Origin of the sequence: Nocardia sp. NPDC058658 (genome assembly GCF_042716665.1) — a bacterium.
Classification (GTDB): Bacteria; Actinomycetota; Actinomycetes; order Mycobacteriales; family Mycobacteriaceae; genus Nocardia.
Genome location: NZ_JBHXRR010000018.1, coordinates 22,934 through 39,562, shown reverse-complemented (window position 1 = coordinate 39,562; position 16,629 = coordinate 22,934). Strand labels below are relative to the sequence as shown.

The 16,629-nt window shown below is 64.3% G+C and carries 18 protein-coding genes; 10 read left to right on the top strand and 8 right to left on the bottom strand.

The genetic code is table 11. The features are described from left to right. The first annotated feature begins 9 nt into the window (after positions 1–9). Positions 10–375 (top strand): DUF397 domain-containing protein, encoded by a 366-nt coding sequence (locus ACFWUP_RS22460; RefSeq protein WP_379237281.1) that lies wholly within the window; start codon positions 10–12, stop codon positions 373–375. Between the two features lie 74 nt (positions 376–449). Here the strand turns inward: ACFWUP_RS22460 and ACFWUP_RS22455 are convergent, their stop codons facing one another. Together ACFWUP_RS22455 and ACFWUP_RS22450 are read right to left on the bottom strand one after the other, a co-directional pair. Continuing rightward, entirely contained in the window at positions 450–863 is a 414-nt protein-coding gene (locus ACFWUP_RS22455; protein WP_379237279.1) for a type II toxin-antitoxin system VapC family toxin, read from the bottom strand. After that, complete coding sequence (locus ACFWUP_RS22450) at positions 847–1,086, bottom strand: antitoxin (protein WP_379237277.1); 240 nt, start codon at positions 1,084–1,086, stop codon at positions 847–849. Before ACFWUP_RS22450 ends, ACFWUP_RS22455 begins: the two co-directional genes overlap by 17 nt. Before the next feature lie 73 nt (positions 1,087–1,159). Here ACFWUP_RS22450 and ACFWUP_RS22445 point away from each other — a divergent pair, with 73 nt between their 5' ends. The 3 genes from ACFWUP_RS22445 to ACFWUP_RS22435 all read left to right on the top strand — a co-directional run bounded on the left by ACFWUP_RS22445 (position 1,160) and on the right by ACFWUP_RS22435 (position 5,307). Next, entirely contained in the window at positions 1,160–3,175 is a 2,016-nt protein-coding gene (locus tag ACFWUP_RS22445) for a M13 family metallopeptidase (protein ID WP_379237275.1), read from the top strand. Between the two features lie 71 nt (positions 3,176–3,246). Continuing rightward, positions 3,247–3,999, top strand: coding sequence for an MBL fold metallo-hydrolase (locus ACFWUP_RS22440; protein ID WP_379237273.1), 753 nt, complete (start codon positions 3,247–3,249; stop codon positions 3,997–3,999). Positions 4,000–4,128: 129 nt separating this feature from the next. After that, positions 4,129–5,307 (top strand): Fic family protein, encoded by a 1,179-nt coding sequence (locus ACFWUP_RS22435; RefSeq protein WP_379237271.1) that lies wholly within the window; start codon positions 4,129–4,131, stop codon positions 5,305–5,307. A gap of 210 nt (positions 5,308–5,517) precedes the next feature. On the opposite strand, the gene ACFWUP_RS22430 is transcribed toward ACFWUP_RS22435, so the two are convergent. Together ACFWUP_RS22430 and ACFWUP_RS22425 are read right to left on the bottom strand one after the other, a co-directional pair. Beyond that, positions 5,518–5,844 (bottom strand): hypothetical protein, encoded by a 327-nt coding sequence (locus tag ACFWUP_RS22430; RefSeq protein ID WP_379237269.1) that lies wholly within the window; start codon positions 5,842–5,844, stop codon positions 5,518–5,520. A 20-nt stretch (positions 5,845–5,864) separates the two neighbouring features. Next, the gene (locus ACFWUP_RS22425; RefSeq protein WP_379237267.1) at positions 5,865–6,167 is read right to left on the bottom strand and encodes a DUF433 domain-containing protein; all 303 of its coding nucleotides are present in this window, start codon (positions 6,165–6,167) and stop codon (positions 5,865–5,867) included. Positions 6,168–6,174: 7 nt separating this feature from the next. On the opposite strand from ACFWUP_RS22425, the gene ACFWUP_RS22420 reads away from it, so the two are divergent. Then, the gene (locus ACFWUP_RS22420) at positions 6,175–6,351 is read left to right on the top strand and encodes a hypothetical protein (protein WP_379237265.1); all 177 of its coding nucleotides are present in this window, start codon (positions 6,175–6,177) and stop codon (positions 6,349–6,351) included. 258 nt (positions 6,352–6,609) lie between these two features. Here the strand turns inward: ACFWUP_RS22420 and ACFWUP_RS22415 are convergent, their stop codons facing one another. After that, the gene (locus tag ACFWUP_RS22415) at positions 6,610–7,599 is read right to left on the bottom strand and encodes an Rpn family recombination-promoting nuclease/putative transposase (RefSeq protein WP_379237263.1); all 990 of its coding nucleotides are present in this window, start codon (positions 7,597–7,599) and stop codon (positions 6,610–6,612) included. Between the two features lie 354 nt (positions 7,600–7,953). Between ACFWUP_RS22415 and ACFWUP_RS22410 the strand changes: the two genes are divergently transcribed. From ACFWUP_RS22410 to ACFWUP_RS22400, 3 genes are read left to right on the top strand one after another with little or no spacing between them, the layout of a single operon-like run. Next, the gene (locus tag ACFWUP_RS22410; RefSeq protein ID WP_379237261.1) at positions 7,954–9,486 is read left to right on the top strand and encodes an N-6 DNA methylase; all 1,533 of its coding nucleotides are present in this window, start codon (positions 7,954–7,956) and stop codon (positions 9,484–9,486) included. Beyond that, a complete protein-coding gene (locus ACFWUP_RS22405; RefSeq protein ID WP_379237259.1) occupies positions 9,483–10,679 on the top strand; it encodes a restriction endonuclease subunit S in 1,197 nt (398 codons plus the stop codon). The genes ACFWUP_RS22410 and ACFWUP_RS22405 overlap by 4 nt, the downstream gene beginning before the upstream one ends. Positions 10,680–10,684: 5 nt before the next feature. Next, positions 10,685–14,137 (top strand): DEAD/DEAH box helicase family protein, encoded by a 3,453-nt coding sequence (locus ACFWUP_RS22400; RefSeq protein WP_379237257.1) that lies wholly within the window; start codon positions 10,685–10,687, stop codon positions 14,135–14,137. Positions 14,138–14,183: 46 nt separating this feature from the next. Here the strand turns inward: ACFWUP_RS22400 and ACFWUP_RS22395 are convergent, their stop codons facing one another. Beyond that, a complete protein-coding gene (locus ACFWUP_RS22395) occupies positions 14,184–14,615 on the bottom strand; it encodes a type II toxin-antitoxin system VapC family toxin (protein ID WP_379237255.1) in 432 nt (143 codons plus the stop codon). Continuing rightward, complete coding sequence (locus tag ACFWUP_RS22390; RefSeq protein ID WP_379237253.1) at positions 14,612–14,851, bottom strand: CopG family transcriptional regulator; 240 nt, start codon at positions 14,849–14,851, stop codon at positions 14,612–14,614. The genes ACFWUP_RS22395 and ACFWUP_RS22390 overlap by 4 nt, the downstream gene beginning before the upstream one ends. A gap of 102 nt (positions 14,852–14,953) precedes the next feature. Here ACFWUP_RS22390 and ACFWUP_RS22385 point away from each other — a divergent pair, with 102 nt between their 5' ends. Beyond that, positions 14,954–15,190 (top strand): antitoxin, encoded by a 237-nt coding sequence (locus ACFWUP_RS22385; RefSeq protein WP_379237251.1) that lies wholly within the window; start codon positions 14,954–14,956, stop codon positions 15,188–15,190. After that, the gene (locus ACFWUP_RS22380; protein ID WP_379237249.1) at positions 15,187–15,486 is read left to right on the top strand and encodes a type II toxin-antitoxin system PemK/MazF family toxin; all 300 of its coding nucleotides are present in this window, start codon (positions 15,187–15,189) and stop codon (positions 15,484–15,486) included. The genes ACFWUP_RS22385 and ACFWUP_RS22380 overlap by 4 nt, the downstream gene beginning before the upstream one ends. A 55-nt stretch (positions 15,487–15,541) precedes the next feature. Here the strand turns inward: ACFWUP_RS22380 and ACFWUP_RS22375 are convergent, their stop codons facing one another. Continuing rightward, entirely contained in the window at positions 15,542–16,618 is a 1,077-nt protein-coding gene (locus ACFWUP_RS22375; protein WP_379237247.1) for an ABC transporter ATP-binding protein, read from the bottom strand. Positions 16,619–16,629 lie beyond the last annotated feature (11 nt).

Sequence of the window (16,629 nt, the reverse complement as noted above, 5' to 3'; positions counted from 1 at the left end):
ATTCGAAGTATGTCCACCACCGCTCGCCGCCGCCCGGCCGAACACGGCTGGTTCACCTCGTCACGCTCCAACAACGGCAATCAATGTGTCGAGGTTCGTTTCGATGGAGACGCTGTCCAGATACGAGACAGCAAATTCCGCCGCAACCCGATGAACCTAGGCCTGGACGAGCCCATCATCACCGTGGACGCCCCCCTCTGGACCGCCTTCCTGCACTGCCTCCTCACCACCCGCCGCCACCCCGACCTCGTAGCCCACACCTCCCCCGACGGCTCCACCACCCTCCGCCACGAAGACACCCTCCTCCACTTCACCGCCCTCGAATGGCAAGCCTTCGTAGCCGGCGTCCGAGACGACGAGTTCGCCTGCGTGTAGGCGCCAACCGCGTGAAGGAGCGTCCAGCGGAGCCGAGCGTCGGCTCCGCTGGCAAGGCTGGCCGGTGAGTGGGATCAGTCGATCAGTTCGATGCGGCAGGGGAGGCCGGGGGCTCTGCTCAGCTTGGCGTCGCTGGTGAGCAGGACGATGTCGAGTCGGGCGGCGAGGGCGGCGTAGAGGCCGTCGTAGAAAGTGATCGTGTGGCGCAGTTTCCACGCTTCTTCGGAAAGCCAGCCATGGAGGGCGTAGCGCTGGTCGACCATGGTCGCCATCATCCGCACCCCGATCGCCGCTGTCGTCGTATCGATGAGGCCTTTGCGCTCATGCCGTCGCAGTACATTGCCGACCTCGGCGTCGATCAGGTGTGGTGCGTGGCAGGTGCTGTTCTCGATCAGCTTTGCCACGGCCTTGCCGACTGCGTCTTTGCGAACCAACGAAATCGAGGCCGCTGACGCATCGATGACGTACTCGTCATTCGCCACGGGCATCCTCGAGGGCGCTCAGGATGGAATCACGGTCGCCACCGGGGTTCGGGTCACGTTCCAGGGCTTCCCGGATCGCTGCCATCGCCTCTGTCTTCGAGCGACGTCTGGCAGCCGCGATCAGCTCCCGCCGCATATAGGCCTGAAGCGACATGCCCGCCGCCTCCGCGCGCTGTCGGAAGACCTCCGCGTCCTCGTCGGGAAGATCTCTGATCTGAATAGTCGCCATCGCGCTATTGTAGCGCTGAAATAGCGCTCTCGCGAGGGAGGTCAGTCGGCGAAGTTTCGGCATACTGGAGCGCGTGACTTCCGATCTGAGCAGCCCCTCCGGTATTGATCTGTCCTTCCGTGATCAGGAAGTGCGGGTGCAGGACGATCTGTTCGCGCATGTCAACGGGCAGTGGTTGGCCGAATACGAGATTCCGGCTGATCGGGCTGTCGACGGCGCTTTCCGCACGTTGTACGACCAAGCCGAGCTCGATGTGCAGGCGATCATCACCGATAGTGCGTCGGGTGCGGCCGATGATGCCGATGCCCGCAAGATCGGGGATCTGTTCTCCAGCTTCATGGCGACCGATGTGGTCGCGGCGGCCGGGTTCGCACCCGTCGCCGACGAGCTGCGGGCGATCGCCGAGGTCGCTGATCCGAGCGCGTTCGCCGCGCTGATCGGGCGGTTGCAGCGGACGGGTGTTCGCGGGGCGCTCGCCTACTACGTCGATACCGACGACAAGAACTCCACTCGGTACCTGGTGCACGCGACCCAGTCGGGGATCGGGCTGCCCGACGAGTCCTATTACCGCTCCGATGAATTCGCGGAGATCCGCGAGGCGTACGTCGCGCACATCGCCAAGATGTTCACCATCGCCGCCGCCGACGCCTCGCTGGAAGGGCTGCTTCCCGCCGACCCGGCCGATGCCGCCCGGCGTGTGTTCGAGCTGGAACGCAAACTCGCCGCAGGTCATTGGGATGTCGTCAAGCGTCGCGATGCCGAAAAGAGCTACAACCTCACGACTTTCGATGATCTTGTCGCCGAGAACCCGGAATTCGACTGGGCCGCTTGGGTAGACGGTGTCGCCTCCGGTCTCGACCGTGACGGCAAGGATCTGTTCGCCGAGCTCGTGGTGCGCCAGCCCGATTACCTGCGCGCCTTCGCCACTGCTTGGGCTGATGTGCCGCAAGAGGATTGGCAGGCTTGGGCGGCGTGGCAGGTGCTGCATGCGCGCGCGGCCTTCCTCACCGACGAGATCGTCGAGGAGAACTTCGACTTCTACGGCCGCACCCTCACCGGCGCGCAGGAGAACCGCGAGCGCTGGAAGCGTGGCGTGTCGCTGGTGCAGGAGCTGCTCGGTGAGGCGGTCGGCAAACTGTATGTGGCACGGCACTTTCCGCCGCAGGCCAAGGAGCGCATGGTCGAGCTGGTGGCCAACCTGCAGGAGGCCTACCGCCGCAATATCGCCGACCTCGAGTGGATGAGCCCGGACACTCGCGCGGCCGCGCTGACCAAGCTGGAGAAGTTCACCCCCAAGATCGGCTACCCCGACACCTGGCGCGACTACTCCGCCGTCGAAATCGACCCCGCCGATCTGGTCGGCAACTACCGCCGCGGCCATGCCGCCGACCACGACCGTGACCTGGGCAAACTGGGCGGCGAGGTCGACAAGGGCGAATGGTTCATGACCCCGCAGACCGTGAACGCCTACTACAACCCGGGCATGAACGAGATCGTCTTCCCCGCGGCGATCCTGCAGCCGCCGTTCTTCGACATGAACGCCGACGACGCCGCCAACTACGGCGGGATCGGCGCGGTGATCGGCCACGAGATCGGTCATGGTTTCGACGATCAGGGCGCCAAATACGACGGCGACGGCAACATGCAGGACTGGTGGACCGACGAAGACCGCGCCGAATTCGGTAAGCGCACAAAGGCTTTGATCGATCAGTACAACGTGCTCTCCCCCGCCGACCTCGACGACGAGCACACCGTGAACGGCGAGTTCACCATCGGCGAGAACATCGGCGACCTGGGCGGTCTCTCCATCGCCCTTGCCGCATACAAGATCTCGCTCGACGGCAAGGAACCCCCGGTCATCGACGGCCTCACCGGCCTGCAGCGCGTCTTCTACGGCTGGGCCCAGGTCTGGCGCACCAAGGCGCGACAGGAAGAAGCCGTCCGCCGCCTCGCCGTCGACCCGCACTCCCCGCCGGAGTTCCGCTGCAACGCGGTGATCCGCAATATCGACAGCTTCTACGAAGCCTTCGACGTGACCCCCGACGACAAGCTGTACCTCGATCCCGCGGAGCGCGTGACGATCTGGTGACGCGCTCGACCCTGCCGGCGAGCCGATCGCCGGTAGGGTCGGAACCCGTTGCTCGAGAAGGGGTCCGCCCAGTGCGTTATCAGCAAGTAGCCGACGAGGTTTTCACCATCGCAGGCACCGATGTGAACATGGTCCTGCTCCGCGAAGGCCGCGATCTGACGCTGATCGACGCGGGTTGGTACGGCGACGCCGGCCTGATCGAGGCCACCGTCGCAGCCCTCGGCCACCGCCCCGAAGACATCCGCGCGGTCCTGCTGACCCACGCGCACCTCGACCACGTCGGCGCCCTCAACCACCTCCAGGCGAAGTACGGCATCCCGGCCTACACCAGCGCGCTCGAGGTGGCCCACGCCAAGGGCGAAGTCCACGAGTCGGCCACGCCCCTCGACGTCATCAAACGCCTCACCGACCTCCCCACCGTCGGCTGGGCCCTGCGCATCACTCGCGCCGGCGACCTCCGCAAGAACCCGGTCCCCCACATCCAGCCCTTCCCCACCGAAGGCCCACTGGACTTGCCCGGCAACCCGACGCCCATCGCCTCCCCTGGCCACACCTCAGGCCACAGCGCCTTCTACCTGCCGAACGTGGGTGCGATAGCCACCGGCGACGCCCTGGTTACCGCGCACCCGACCTCGAAAACCGTCGGCCCCCAGCTACTTCCGAGATTCTTCCACCACTCGACCGACGAAGCCCATGAGGCGCTGACCGCGCTCGAACCTGTCGACGCCTCGTTGGTGCTGCCCGGCCACGGCCCGATCTGGACCTTCGGCATAGCCAAGGCAGTCGCACAGGCTCGCGACCACGCGGCCACTGTGCTGAATTGACAGATTCGCAACGGCGGACCGTTGCTGTACTTTAGGCGCAAAAACGCAACTAACTCGCTACTTACTATACTTTTCGCTCCTAAACTATAGTAGTGGCGTGGTTGCTGTACTTTTTGATCGCGGCCGTTGATGACTTGGCCTCCGCACCATGTCGAAGAGCATCCATGGACGGCGCGTGACGGTCGAGGCCCGCGAGTCGGCTCCATGCCCGACCACGTCGAGGTTTCGGTCCCCCCGCGCATCGCCCGCCTCGATTTCGCCACCAGGCGAACAACATTGGCGAGCGAAGCAGCCGCGATCGCGGTGACCCATCTGGAAGCCGGCCATGGCAACCTCACTCCCCTGCCCGAGTTCCTGCTGCGCAGCGAGGCGGTCGCATCGTCGCGCATCGAGCACATCGACGCGGGCTGGCGAGCATTCAGCAAAGCCTTCGGTGGTGCGACAGCTCGCCCCGAAGCTGCCTCGCAAGTCGGCGCGGTGCGCGCGCTGACGAGCCTGGTCGACAGCGCGGCGAACGGCCAGATCACCGAGGCGAGTCTGCTCAGCGCGCATCGGGTCCTGATCGCCCCGGAGTGGGAGAAGGCCGGGCGCTTCCGCACCGTTCAAACGTGGATCGGCGGCAGCGACTACACGCCCCTCAACGCCCTGTATGTGCCGCCCCCACCGGAACTCGTGCCCGAACTGATGGCCGACCTGCTGGCCTTCGTCGCACGCGGCGACCTGCCGATCCTCGTGCAGGCCGCGCTCGCGCACGCCCAGTTCGTGTCGATCCACCCGTTCGTCAGCGGCAACGGCCGGATCGGTCGCGCCCTGGTGACCGCCATCCTGCGCCGCCGCGGCCTGACCGACCGGGTGACCGTCCCCTTCTCCTCGGTCATGCTCGCCGACACCTCGCGCTATTTCGCCCAGTTGGCTGCCTACCGCACCGGCGCCGCCGAGGAATTCGTCGTCTACCTGGCCCTGGCGGCGGTATACGCGAGCGAGGCCTCGATCGACTCGGCCCGCGCCCTCACCGCGCTCCCCGACGGCTGGCGTGACCGGGCCCGCCCCCGCGCGGGCTCCGCCGACGAAGCCCTACTGGCGAAGCTGCTCGAGCACCCGATCCTCACGATCACCGAAGCGAAAGCCATCACCACAACCTCCGACTCGGCCACCTACCGTGCCCTGGACCGCCTCACCGCCGCGGGCATCCTCGAAGTCGTCTCCGACTCCAAACGAAACCGCATCTGGGCCGCGACAGACATCCTCGCCGAACTCGGCGCCCTCAACGCCGCGATCGGTCGACGCACCGCCGCGGGCCTTTCCTAACGCGCTCAACGCCCAGCCTCCTGCGAGCACCTTCGTTGTGAGCCTCGCACGTACGCGCACCTAGGCGTGGGGTCAATCGTGATGGCCGAGGATGCAAATCGGGGTTTCGGTGCGGGGAACCGGGCAGGGATGGTTACGACACCGCCCCCCGGCTGCTCCATTCGGGATGGCGTAAGGGGACTTCTGATGACTACACGTCGCCGGGCGGAATCAGCTCGCAGTGAGATCAGCGTTGATGTCTGGCCAATGGGGTGGCCGAAGCGATGCCGGATCGAGGACCTGGATGCGAACGCCGCGGGTCGGATCGATGCCGTTGAGCGAAATGAGACGTTGCCCGCTCGATTCCTCGAGCGCAGCGATCGCTTGTACCTCCATCGGCCGCTTCATCTGCTTCGAATCATTGGTGACCATGACATCGAATCCGGCCGTACGTGCGCGGTCATAGAGGGCGATGTCCTTGGTACCAGCCCAGCCGGGCAGGTCATGAACGTGGTCGATGGCATGCTGCTTCACAAGAATTCGAATGATGTCAGCCATTGGCCGTGGCACATTTTCGTCTAGGAGCAGTCTCGAGAAGCGACCGCCCGAGTCGGACGATCGTCGTAGCTGTCGACGTATTCCGCGAAGTCTGCGGCATCGCGCGCGGCTTCGGCGCTGACTGCTGGGTAGTAATCACAGATCTGCTCAGGTGGCACACCATCGCGGACAAGCGCGGCGACGTCCGCGGATGGCACGCGCGTTCCCTCGATCATCGGTTCCCCTCCTCGCACGGCGGGGTCGACCGATACGTGCGTGCGCGGTGTGAGCAGGGCTGGAATATGCCGCCCATCGCGATAGAACGGTTCCAAGACTTCGACCATCTCGTGAATGACAGTCTCGCGTGCGAGCGAGCACGAGGTCGGTCGCGCCGTCCGGCTCGGCCAGGTAGATGGTGTCCCGGTCGGCGACCAGCCGATATTGGGACAGGTGATCGCGTTCGCCGAGACCGTCGCGGAGAGTGTCGAGGGCATGGCGGATCCGCTGCAACGACGCCTCTTGGCGTAGTCGAACGCATGCGCGCAGCGCGACGACATCTCTGAATGAGTAGAGAATCGGGCGGCTCGCGGAGATTTCGGGTGTGAGGACCGGCGCTCGGTTGGGGAACGATCGACGCCAATGCGCGAGCTGACGCAGCGTCGCACCCGAGAGCGCGGCAGTCAGCTTCGGTTCATACGTCGGTGGGGCCGCAACGGGCCTGTCCTGACTCGGGCCCGCATGGAGTGAGCACACGGCCACCTACTGAGGTGGAGTTTCCGGCCGCGTTCAGCGAAGGACTTCGGCTACCGAGTCGGCGATGAGGACGCGGTCGCACCAGGTGCGGAGTTGTTCGATGGGGGCGTGCTCGATGCGGGCGCGGTCGCTGGGTTCGAGGGTGCCGAACTTGAGCGTGAGCAGCGAGATCAGCGTTTCTGACACACCTTCGGTGCGGCCCTCGGTGCGGCCCTCGGTGCGGCCTTCGTTGCGGAGGGTTTCGGCGATGGTCACGATGATCTCCTCTGCCTTGGGGCCGAGTTTGGTGGTCAGCGGTTTCAGACTGGTGTGGTCGCCTTGTTTGAGCGTGAACAGGTAGTTGAAGGCTTGGGCTAGCAGCCGCGCGCCGTCTGGGCCGTGCAGGATCTGCTCGAACAGGTCGACATTGGCCATCATATCGGAGACGACGTCAGGATTGCGGCCGACGACTTTCTGCATGAACAGCATCAGCATCAGCGGTTGGTTGAGGTGGCGGGCGCGCAGTTCGTCGATGGTCAGCGGCGAGACGTCGTCGACCAGGTATTCGAAGTGGGGGATGGTGTTGGCGAGCAGGCCGCGGGTGGCGTCGTCAGCCTTGATGAGGTCGGCGAACTGGGTGGGTGCTGTCCATCGGCGGCGACTGCGGGAGCTGTGGACGACGAGCGGGATGATGGCGGGCAGGGTGGTGGCTCGTGGATGGTCGTCGAGGTAGCGGCGCCAGATGTGGACCATGTAGCTCAGGAGTCGGTATCCCATGAGCGGGTCGTTCTTGGTTTGGTGCTCGATGAGGATGTAGACGTAGGCGGGGCGCTGGTTGAGGGTGGTTTTGTACAGGATGTCGCCGTATTCGGCGCGCTGGTCCTCGGTGATGAAGTTGGTTGATTCCAGGCGCAGGTTGTCGAGGTCGAGGTGGGCGACCAGTTCAGGGTCGAGGATGTCGCGGAGTTCGCTGGCGGCGTTGGCGGGGTGGGTGAGGACCTCGCGGGCGTAGATGTCGTGGGTGTTGAACGAACCTTTCGGCATGGCTGAAGCTCCTGTCTCGCCGGGTGACAAGTCGGTCGGGTGGGTCGAGCCGCGATACCGTGTGGCCTGGATGCGCTCCGGAGGGTGCTTCTCCGCCGGTCGGTCGGCCTCCGCCGGGCGAGGCGCATCGCCGGTGGTGCTCGCTCGGGCGCGCGGCGCACAAGCGGGGGAAGGTGGCTGAATCGCCGAAAGCTTCCGTGGGGCCTGACTTGTGCTGCGACAGTAACAGATTGGCTAATCAGAGAATTCAGCGTCGGTCTCTGTTGGGGTGCGGGCTTCGTGCAGGTCAGGCTGACCGAGAGAGCATCGAGATCAGCGGTTCTGACATACCCCCTGTGCGATAGGGTTCCGAGGGTGATTACGGGCGAGCTGCGCAGCAAGATCGACAGTCTTTGGGACGCGTTCTGGTCGGGCGGGATCTCCAACCCGCTCGAGGTGATCGAGCAGATCACCTATCTGATCTTCCTGAGGCGGCTCGACGACTCGCAGATGCTGAAGGAGAAGAAGGCTCAGCGCACGGGTAAGCCGATCGAGCGGCCGATCTACACCGCCGAATTCGATCATTTGCGCTGGTCGAAGTTGCTCGGCAAGCACCCTGACGTGCTGTTTCCGATGTTCGGCGACGAGATCTTCCCCTGGTTGCGCAACCTCGGCGGCACCGACAGCGCCGACGAGTCGACCTACGCCCACCACATGCGCGACGCCCGGTTCACCATCCCCACCCCGAACCTGCTCGGCAAGGTCGTTGACCTGATCAACGACCTGCCGCTCAACGACGGCACCGACACCAAGGGCGACCTGTACGAGTACATGCTCGGCAAACTCGCCACCGCGGGCCAGAACGGCCAGTTCCGCACCCCGCGCCACATCATCTCGCTGATCGTCGCGATGATGAACCCCGGCCCCAACGACGAGATCTGCGACCCCGCCAGCGGCACCGCCGGTTTCCTCGTCGGCGCCGCCGAGCACATCGCCCAGCACCACAGTGAAGACCTCTACAACCCCGAGGTCCGCGCCCACTACGACAGCGGCATGTTCCACGGCTTCGACTTCGACCGCACCATGCTGCGCATCGCCAGCATGAACATGCTCATGCACGGCGTGGAGCAGCCCGACATCCGGTACCGAGACTCGTTGGCGGAGAGCGCATCCGGTGAAGCGGACAAGTACTCGATGATCCTGGCGAACCCGCCGTTCGCCGGCAGCCTCGACTACGAGTCGACCGCCAAGGACCTGCTCGGCATCGTCAAAACCAAGAAGACCGAACTGCTGTTCCTCGCCCTGTTCCTGCGCCTGCTCAAGCCCGGCGGGCGCGCGGCCGTGATCGTGCCCGATGGCGTGCTGTTCGGATCCACCAAGGCGCACAAGGATCTTCGTAAGATGCTGGTCGAGGACCACAAACTCGACGCGGTGGTGAAGCTCCCGAGCGGTGTCTTCAAGCCCTACGCCGGAGTCTCGACCGCCATCCTGTTCTTCACCAAAACCAACAGTGGTGGAACGGATTCGGTGTGGTTCTACGAGGTGACCGCCGACGGTTTCAGTCTCGACGACAAGCGCACACCGTTGCTCCCCGAGGCCAAACTCGGTGCCGTGCCGACCGGCGAGCTGAGTTCCGATGATCTCACCCGGAACAACCTGCCGGATGTGCTGTCCCGCTTCGCTTTACGTAACGCATCGGAGCAGGATCGCCCGCGCACGGCGCAGAGTTTCTGTGTGCCGCGTGCGGATATCGCCGCGCAGGAGTACGACCTTTCGCTGAACCGGTACAAGGAAATAGTCCACGAGGAGATCGAACACCGGGCACCATTGGAGATCATCGAGGATTTGGAGATGATCGAAGGGGAGATTCAGCAGGGGCTGTCGGAATTGAAGGGGATGCTCGGATGAATTTCAGCCAAGTTCGCCTGGACTCCGTTGCTACTATTGAGCGGAAAGGGATTAGCTCGGAAGATATCCCTAGTGACGTTCCCTATATTGGACTTGAGAATATCGCCAGCGGAGGCGAATTGATTTCCGTGCAGCCAAGCGGTGTGGCTGGAATTGCGAGCTCGAAGTTTCTATTCACGGACAAGCACATTCTCTTTGGTAAATTGCGCCCATACCTCGCAAAGATTGCGCGACCTGATTTTGACGGAGTATGTAGTACGGACATACTTCCAATTCTTCCAGGTAAATCCCTGGATAAGGGATATCTACTCCATTACCTCAGGCAGCCAGCGATTGTCTCGTTGGCGACGTCGCGATCTGCTGGTGCCAACCTACCGCGACTGAGCCCGTCTGAACTCGCGACCTTCGAGATTCCACTCCCCCCCATCGGTGAGCAGCGGCGGATTGCGGAGGTGCTGGATCGGGTGGATGAGCTGCGGGCAAAGCGGCGCCAATCCATCGCCCTCCTCGACGACCTCGCCCAATCTATCTTCCTCGACATGTTCGGTGATCTCGCCTCGCTGGCTACGCGAACTCTTGGCGAGTGCGCCGAGGTGAGTTCGGGAATCACCAAAGGGCGGAAGATCGCGGCCGGTCAGGAAACTCGCGAAGTTCCCTACTTGGCGGTCCTGAATGTTCAGGACAAGCGATTGGAACTGGCGCACGTCAAACGCATAGCGGTCACCCAGGCGGAACTCGAGCGGTACACGCTGCGCGACGGCGACCTCGTTCTCACTGAGGGTGGAGACCCGGACAAACTTGGCCGGGGCACGGTGTGGCATCAGGAGATATCACCGTGCATTCATCAGAATCATATTTTCCGCGTTAGATTGAGGCCGGACGCAAAGGTGTCTCCTCTTTATCTGAATTGGGTTGTCTCCTCGCGGTGGGGGAAGTCATATTTCTTGAAATCCGCAAAACAGACAACTGGCATCGCGTCTATCAACGCAACTCAACTGCGAAACTTTCCGGTGCCGGTCGCGCCTATCGGGGACCAGGAGGCGTTCGCGCGACGCATCGAGGCGATTGCACATATGACGAGGACTTACGAGTCCGAGGCTGCGCGACTCGATGGCCTCTTCTCCTCCCTTCAGTCCCGTGCCTTCAAGGGCGAGCTGTGGAAGGATGAACCCAAAGGTCAAGAGGGGGAGTAACTTTCGTGAGCAACTTCGAGTTCCTGCGGGCCGAGTGGCCGACCCTGTTCGCTGAGGCGATCCGGGCCGAGCGGGCGGGGGTGGCGGATCCGCGCGTGGCGTGTATCGCGGCTCGCAGGACTGTGGAGTTGACGGTGGGGTGGCTGTATGACGCCGATACCACCCTGAAGAAGCCGTATCACGATGATCTCGCGGGCAAGATCAACGAGCCGACCATGGTCACGCTCGTCGGCACCGATATGCGGGCCAAGTTGGACCTGATTCGCAAGGTCGGTAATGACGGGGTGCACGGGACCAAGCCGATCACCGACAAGACGTCCCTGCCGTTGCTGCGGGAACTGTTCCAGGTGATGTTCTGGTTGGCCCGCAACTACGCGACCGACCCGCTGAACGTGCCGCCGACGCACCTGGCGTTCAACGCCGACAAGGTGCCGCGTCCGCTCACCGCCGAGGATCGGCGCAAGAAGCAGGCCGAGGCGCAGGCGGTGCTCGCCGAGTACGACAAGCAGCGCGCCGAACTGGCCGCGCAGCGGGATGCGAACGCCGACCTCGAGGCCGAGCTCGCGCACTTGCGGGCGCAGGTGGCCGCGGCGAAGAAGGCCAATCAGGCCGTGCCGGACGAGCACGACTACACCGAGGAACAGACCCGCGAGTTCTACATCGACCGCCTGCTCGCCGAGGCCGGGTGGACGCTCACCCACGCCGACGACCGCGAGTACCCGGTCACCGGTCTGCCGAACAAGTCGGGCAAGGGTCGCGTCGACTATGTGCTCTGGGACGACGACGGCAAGCCGCTCGGCCTGGTCGAGGCGAAACGGTCGGCCAAGGATCCCGATCTGGCGGGCAAGGCACAGGCCCGCCAGTACGCCGACGCGCTGGAGAAGGCCACCGGTCAACGACCGATCATCTACTACACCAACGGTTTCGAAACCTGGGTCTGGGACGACGCGTTCTACCCGCCGCGCAAAGTCCACGGCTTCCACACCAAGGACGAACTGCGCCTGCTCGTGCAGCGCCGCGCCGGGCGCAGGCCGTTGGCGACCGAGACGATCAACGCGCAGATCGTCGAACGGGCCTATCAGACCAAGGCGATTCGCAAGATCGGCGAGTCGTTCGAGAAGCAGAACCGCCGCCAAGCGCTGCTCGTGATGGCCACCGGCACCGGCAAGACCCGCACCGCCATCGCGCTGGTCGACCTGCTCGCCAAGGCCGACTGGGTGAAGCGGGTGCTTTTCCTCGCCGACCGGCAAGCCCTGGTGAATCAGGCCGCGAACGCGTTCAAAGCGCACCTGCCCGGCCTGCCTCCGGTGAACCTGCTGACCGAGAAGAACGAGACGGGTCGGGTCTACGTCTGCACCTATCAGACGATGATGGGCCTCGCGCAGGAGTACGACGCGGCGGGGGTGAAGCGGTTCGGCCCCGGCCATTTCGACCTGGTGATCATCGACGAGGCGCACCGGTCGGTGTACCAGAAGTACGGCGCGCTGTTCACCTACTTCGATTCGCTGCTGGTCGGCCTCACCGCGACCCCGCGCGACGACATCGACCACAACACCTACCAGCTGTTCCACCTCGAAGACGGCATGCCGACCGACTACTACGACCTCGACGACGCGGTAGCCGAGAAGCACCTGGTGCCGCCCACGGTCATCGAGGTGCCGCTGCGCATCCCCACGCGCGGCATGCGCTACGACGAACTGTCCGAGGAGGAGAAGGAGAAGTGGGAGGACATCGACTGGTCCCCCGACGATGACGGCCCACCCACCGAAGTCGCCGCCGACGCCATCAACAAGTTCGTGTTCAACACCCCCACCATCGACAAGATGCTGCAGACGGTGATGGACTACGGCCTGAAGGTGCCCGGCGGTGAGCACATCGGCAAGACCATCGTTTTCGCGCGAAACACCAAGCACGCCAAGCTGATCGCCGAACGCTTCGACATCCTCTACCCGCACTGTCGCGGCAGCTTCGCCAGCATCATCACCAGCCACGCCGACAATGCGCAAAGCCTCATCGAGGACTTCGAAAAGCCGAACGCCGCACCGTATCTGGCGATCTCGGTGGATATGCTCGACACCGGCATCGATGTTCCGGCGGTAGTGAACCTGGTGTTCGCCAAGACGGTGCGATCCAAGACCAAGTTCTGGCAGATGCTCGGCCGTGGCACCCGACTGTGCAAGGACCTGTTCGGGCCGGGGCAGGACAAGACCGGGTTCGTGGTGTTCGACCTCGGCCGCAATGTCGAGCACTTCAACCAGAATCTGCCGACCATCGAAGGGCGGGCAACAGTCTCGGTGCGGGAGAAGGTGTTTCGTCAACGCGTCGCGTTGCTCGCCGCTCTCGACCAAGCCGCCGACCCGGGTGCGGCGCCGTCGGAAGTTCCCGAAGGCGAACCGCACAGCGTCGGTGATCTGCGCTGGCAGGTGGCGCACACGCTGCAACAGCAGGTCGCCGCGATGAATCGCGACAGCATCGAAGTGCGCGGGCACCTGCGCCTGGTCGAGGCATTCAGCGAGCCTGCCGCGTGGCAGCGGATCACCATCGACAAGCAGGCCGAGTTGGACGAGATCGCACCGCTGCCAACAGAACTCGTCGAAGGTGGCAACACGACACCGGCCAAGCGGTTCGACTACCTGCTGCTGCGGCTGCAATTGACGCACCTCACCGGCGAGCCGGGCTACCCCGAGCTGTGCGCGCAGGTGCGCGACGTCGCGAACGAACTGCTCAGCCCTGAGCTGCAGAACATTCCGGTGGTCATCGCGCAGCACGACTTCCTCACCGACATCTGCACCGACAGTTGGTGGGAAGACATCACCTTGCCGATGCTGGAATCCATTCGTCGGCGTCTACGCGGGCTCGTCGTCCACATCAAAGCCACCCCGCGCAACCCGATCTACACCGATTTCGAGGACGAACTCGGCGAACTTTCGCTCAAAGAGCTCACCGCGCTGGCCGGCCTTCGCGACAAGAAGCGGTTCAAAGCCAAGGCCCGCGCCTACCTCAACGACCATGCCGACCACGTCGCGGTGCAGAAGCTACGGCGCAACCGCCAGATCACCTCGATGGATGTGCAGTACTTCGAGGCCGTCTTCCTCGGCGAGGGCTTCGCCACCAGCGACGACATCGCGGAGGCGAAAGCCGCCAATGACGGCGAACTCGGCCTGTTCCTGCGATCGTTGACCGGTCTGGAGGAACAGGCAGCACGCGACGCCTTCGACGCATTCCAGTCCGGCCGCACCCTCACCGCCAATCAGCTCGATTTCCTCGACCTCCTGGTGAAGGTGATCGCCACGAACGGCATCGTCGAGGTCGGCTCCCTCTACGACCCACCGTTCAGCCAGCGCTACCCCCACGGCCCCGACGCCCTGTTCCCCAACTCAGCCGACCTGGACGAAATCGAGGCGATCCTCGGCCACCTACGCGCCACGGCCATCCCTGCCGACGCCCGCTCGGCGTAACCACCGCGAGGAACTCGACCGGCACCACCGAGGTGGCGACCTTCGGCTAGTTGTCGTAGGGCACGATACGAAATGCCTTGCTGCCGGGGGTGAGTGGTTCGATATTGCGGAAGTCGCGCTGGTCGAGCGTGAAGATGGTGTCGGTGTGGTATTTGTGCGCGAGTGCCACGCCGACCGCATCCGCGAGATCCAGCCGCAGACCTTCGTACTTGGCTCGGACCGACTGCGCAGTGGACAAATCGACATGTTTTATCTCAGCGAGGCGATAGTCGCCGTCGATCATCCGGCTCAGGAGCGCCTCGCTCGCCTGCATCGCGGCGACGAACCCGTGATTGCGCTGCATCAAATGGTCGAGTTCGGTGAGGACCAGCGGCGAGATCAACAGCGTCTCGTCCATGACAGCCCGCGCGGCTTCGTGCTCGGGCTGGTCGGCATCGAAGGCCGCGAGCAGACCGGAGGTATCGGCGACGATGATCATCGGCGGTTCGCGCGCTGCTGGATCTGCTGGTAGATCTCCTCGTCCATCTCCGCCGGCGTGAGCGGGCGTCCGCTGTGAAACAGCGGCAGCGGTGCCTTTTCTCTGGGTGCGGTGCGCTCCACGACGGCCGCGATTCCTCGCCGGATCAGCTCTGCCTTGCTGACTCCGGCTGAAGCCGCCGCCGCATCGAGCTTGATATCGAGCTCGTCGGGGAGGTAGACCGTAGTCTTCTTCATGAACGTAGGGTACCACCCGTATCGCTTCGCGATCGGTCGGCGAACGCTCCGCACTGCGGAATTGTCACCCAAAGCGAATCCCGAAACGGGTACCATTGTGGGATGAGTACCCAGATTTCCGTCCGTCTGTCCGACGAAACCGTCAATTACCTGGACAGCACCGTGTCCAGCGGTGCCGCCCCGAGTAGAGCCGTCATCATCGAACGTGCGTTGGAGCGCGACCGGCTGCGTCGCCAGGCCGAGGCCGATGCCGCGATCCTCGCCACCGCGGCACCCGATGCCGACATGGACGAACTCGCCACCTACGCTGTGGTCACCCCCATGGATGATCTCGCGTGAGGCCGATTCACCTGGCGAAACTTGACAAGACACGCCCGGTGCTCGTGCTCACCCGTGAAGCGGTCCGCCCCTACCTGACACGCGTCACCGTGGCACCTATCACGAGTACGATCCGGGGCCTGTCCACCGAGTTGGAGGTCGGACCGAGGCATGGCCTCGATCATGCGTGCGTGGTGTCGTGCGACAACATCACCACTATCCCGACCGCCACCCTCGGCCGGATCATCGGCTACCTCCCCACCGACGCCGAACCCGACCTCACCGCGGCGATCCGCGCCGCCTTCGAACTGATCTGAACTGATCGTCAGCTCGCTCCGCGTCGCTCGGCCGACGCCCGAACGAGCCGCTGTCCTAACGAATCCGCAGGTCTGTTTCCGCGTCGAAGAAGAAGACCTCCTCGACCTTAGGACGCAGGTGGAGGGTTTCGCCGAGGGTGGTCTGGAAGCGGCGGTCCACGCGCACCACGATTTTGCCGGAGCGGGTGGACCAGTCGGTGCCTGCGCCGTGGGTGTAGACGAAGGATTCGGCGCCGAGTTCCTCGAGGAGTTCGGCGACGACGGTGATGCCGGTGGGGTCGGTGGTGACTTCCCAGGATTCGGGGCGGATGCCGAGGACGACACGCGCACCGGAGATGCTGCGGGGCACGGGAATTCGGAGTCCATCGAGAACAGCTGAGCCGTCGACCACGGGGGCTTCGAGCAGGTTCATGCCGGGTGAGCCGATGAAGCCTGCCACGAAGGTGTTCAGTGGGTTGTCGTAAAGCTCACGGGGAGAGGCGATCTGCTGCAACGTGCCGTCGCGGAGGACTGCGACGCGGTGGCCCATTGTCATCGCCTCGACCTGGTCGTGGGTGACGTAAACGGTGGTGGTACCGAGGCGCTGCTGTAGGGCGGCGATCTGCGAGCGGGTCGAAACGCGCAGCTTCGCATCGAGATTGGACAGCGGCTCGTCCATGCAGAACACCTGGGGACGCCGCACGATGGCGCGCCCCATGGCCACACGCTGACGCTGACCACCGGAGAGCTTGGCCGGCTTGCGGTCGAGCAGCGGCTCGAGTTCGAGCATGGCGGCGGCTTCCTTCACGCGAACCAGCGTGTCGGACTTCGACATTCCCGCGTTGCGCAGCGCGAACCCCATGTTCTCGGCGACCGTCATGTTCGGATAGAGCGCGTAGCTCTGGAACACCATCGCCACATCGCGCGCCCGCGGCGGCAGCCCGGTCACATCGCGCGAACCGATCCGGATCGTGCCCGACTCGACGGCTTCCAGCCCGGCCAGCATCCGCAGGCTGGTCGACTTGCCGCAGCCGGAAGGCCCGACCAGCACGAGGAATTCACCGTCGGCGATGTCGAGGTCGAGTGCGTCGACGGCGGGGGCGTCGGCGCCGGGATAGCGGTGGGTCACACCGTCGAACTGCACTGTCGCCATGGGAAATTACT